Genomic DNA, 3,450 nt, shown 5'->3' on the forward strand with positions numbered 1-3,450 from the left:
GCGGTGGCGATGTTTGCTGGTGACGAGGACTTGCGGCGCACGGCGGACGGCTGGTTGCGCGAGGGGCGTCTGGAGAAGCTGGGCGAATGGTGGGTGCGCGGTCTGGACCACGACTGGGCGCAACTGCATCGCGAGCGCACGCCTCGCCGTGTCGATGTGCCGTTGTACCCGTTCGCCAAGGAGCGCTATTGGCACGATGCGCCGGAAGAAGAGCCGGCGACGCTTCCATCCACACAGGCGCATGCGCATCTGCATCCGCTGATCCATCGCAACGTATCGCTCATTGGTATGCAGGCCTATCGCTCGCGTTTCGATGGCGGCGAGTCTTTCCTGGCCGACCACCGCGTGCGTATCGGCGACAGCGGCGTGCAGCGCGTGCTGCCTGGCGTCGCTTCGCTCGAGATGGCGCGTGCTGCCATTTGCCTTGCCTCGGGAGCGGCGCTCGAACAGCCGGTGGCGCTGTCGCAGCTTGTCTGGCTCGCACCCTTCGTAGTCGCTGCGCCGCGCGACGCCGTGGTGGATGTGACGATGGCCGAAGGCGGCATGCTCGATATCGCCATCGAGGATGAAGAGGGCGTGTCGCTCTGCCGCGTGAGCGGGCAGGTGGTGCAGGCCCTGCCTCCCGCACGGCTCGATCTTGCCCACGTCGCGCGCAGCATGGCGGAGCATGTCGATGCGTCGACGCTGTATGGCGCTTTGACCGCCATGGGTTTGCACTACGGTCCCGCGCATCGCGCCGTGACCGAGGTGCAGCACGGTGATCGCCAAGCGCTGGCAACGCTGCACCTTCCCGCCGACCTGTCGCTCGACGAGCGCTGCCTGATGCACCCCTCGCTGCTGGATGGCGCGGTACAGGTCGTGGCCGCCCTCATGCTCGCCGATGGTCCACTACCGACACAGCCACCGGTACCTTCGGCGCTGGCAAGCGTGCGCGTGCACGCGGCATGCGGCGAGACAGTCCATGTGTGGATGCGTGCAGCGCGGGGACACGCCCCCGAGCACGGGCAGTGGGTGGTGGATATCGACCTCTGCGACGACGACGGCCTGGTGAGCGTCGAGCTGCGCGGCTTCGTCTTGCGCCTGCTTGGTGCGGAACGCGCCGACGCATCCCGAGGCGTCGCCGAATCCGCCACGCCCGTTCCGGACGCCACGCCCGAAGCCGTGGACGACCTCATGTTCTACCGGCAATTGATCGACGCCGTCGCGAACCGCGACATGTCGGTCGACGAAGCGCTCGACCTTGGATAATCGCATGCAAGATCGCAATGGAAGTTTTCCTACGACGTCGCTGAGCCGCCAGGCACTGGCGCCGATCTATGCCGACCTCGCTGCCGGCCGGATCAGCCGCGCCGAGGCGCTGGATAGAATCGTGGCGCTAAGGCGTGCGCCCGCTGCCATCCGCACACCGTTGGTGGTGGCCTCGCCGATGTGGAGCGCCAGCTCGCGCGGTGCGCTGGTAAGCCGGCGTTGGACCGAGCGTCGCGTCCTGCTGTTGGACATCGGTTCGTCGACAGCATTGACGACGCTTCTGCCGGCCGGTCAGGTCGAGACGCTGGAACTCCCATCGGCAGGCGATCCGCCCGCGCGCTATGCGGCGCTGGCCGCCGAATGCCTGCAGCGCGTGCAGGCGATGCTCGCCTCGCGTCCCTCCGGCGACGTGTTGTTCCAGGTCGTGGTGTCCGAAGGCGATACGGAAGCCCTGCAAGCCGGCGTGGCGGGTCTGTTGCGCACGGCGACGCGGGAAAACCCACGTTTCAAGGGGCAGGTCGTGTTCGTTCGCGGCGACGCCACCGCCGCGGCCATCGCACAGCAGCTTGAGCAGGCCCAGGCTCACGGTGACGAGGCGGTTATGCGTTTCGAGCGCGGAACGCAGCCGATGGGACTGCGTTGGCGCCCGGCCCCGGCCTCGATCTCCGTCGCACCCTTTCCCTATCGCGAGCACGGCAGTTACCTCATCACGGGTGGCCTCGGCGGACTGGGGCGTCTGTTCGCGCGGGACATTCTTTCAAACACGCAGCATGCGCGGGTCATCCTCACGGGTCGCCAGGCGAGTTCGGGCGACAGCGAGCCCCGCCTGGCGGCGCTGCAGGCCATCGGCGGCCAACGCGTGAGCTACGTCTCGCTCGACCTGGACGATGCAGCGCAGGTGCAACGCCTGATCGACACGCAAACGCGTGACGGCCACCGGCTGCACGGCATCTTGCATGCGGCCGGCATGACGGCCGACAGCTTCATTCTCAAGAAGAGTGCGGACGAACTTGCCAATGTACTCGCGCCAAAGGTGCGCGGTACCTGGTTGCTGGACCGCGCCACCCGCGACCTCGATCTGGATTTCTTCGCGTTGTTTTCGTCAGTGGCCTCGGTCTTTGGGAATGTCGGTCAAGCCGACTACGCCGCCGCCAACGGATTTCTGGATGAATTCGCGACCTGGCGGCAGAAGCAGGTCGCGCTTGGCAATCGCCGTGGTCGTACGGTGTCGATCGCATGGCCATTGTGGGCCGAGGGCGGCATGCGTCTGCCGGAAGCGCACGATCCGGCCATCGCTGCACTCACCGGCGATCCGCTTTCGACGGAAGACGGCTTGCATGCGTTCCGCATCGCCCTCGCGTCGCCGTCACCACGCTGCATGGTGCTTGCAGGCGACGGCGCTGCTGCCGGATTGACCGATGGCACTGCGACCGCAGCGCGCAGCGCGGATGGCACGCGCCAGGATGCGGAAGGCGATCCGGCACAATGGCTCGACAAGGCGCGGGACGTGCTGCGACGTGTGTTCGCCTCCGTGCTGAAGATCGAGGCGACGCGCCTTGGCTGGGACACGCCGCTCGATCGGTTCGGCATCGATTCGATCGTTGCCATGCGCCTGACCGCCGAGATCGAGAAGGAGTTTGGGCCGCAGTCGAAGACGCTGCTCTTCGAATACCGGTCCATCGACGACCTTGCGCATTATCTCGTCGCATCGTATCCGGCACGTTTGCAGGCGCTGGTTTCTGCGGGGCGACAGACGCGTTCGCGTGCCGCCGCACCGATCGTGCCGGCACGGCCGGTGCGGACGGCTGCTCCGGTTGCCGCACCGGCCGCCGTGGGCGCTGCGCCATCTCGCTTCGAGCCCATCGCCATCGTGGGTCTGAGTGGTCGCTACCCGGGTGCGCGCGATCTCGAAACCTTCTGGGCCAACCTGCGCGATGGCGTGGATTGCGTCGTCGAGGTGCCGGCGGATCGTTGGGACTGGCGGGAGTATTACAGCGAGGGCCGTACGGCCACAGGTCGACATTACAGCCGCTGGGGCGGCTTCATCGAAGGCGTGGACGAATTCGATCCGCAGTTCTTCAACATCGCTCCACGCGAGGCGCGTCAGATCGACCCGCAGGAACGTCTGTTCCTGCAGCACGCCTGGATGGCGATCGAGGATGCGGGTTATACGCGCGCGGCGCTGTCGGCGGGCGGCGACGT

Annotated in this window: 2 protein-coding genes; both read left to right on the forward strand. The window is 66.9% G+C overall.

The window, feature by feature from the left end; translation table 11 throughout:
- The coding region (locus BT115_RS18175) for a polyketide synthase dehydratase domain-containing protein (RefSeq protein ID WP_143144637.1) at positions 1-1,248 on the forward strand (1,248 nt) is incomplete at its 5' end.
- A gap of 4 nt (positions 1,249-1,252) precedes the next feature.
- Positions 1,253-3,450 (forward strand): type I polyketide synthase (locus BT115_RS18180; protein ID WP_143144638.1); only part of this gene is annotated, 2,198 nt, incomplete at its 3' end.

The organism is Luteibacter sp. UNCMF366Tsu5.1 (genome assembly GCF_900119235.1).
Lineage (GTDB): Bacteria > Pseudomonadota > Gammaproteobacteria > Xanthomonadales > Rhodanobacteraceae > Luteibacter > Luteibacter flocculans.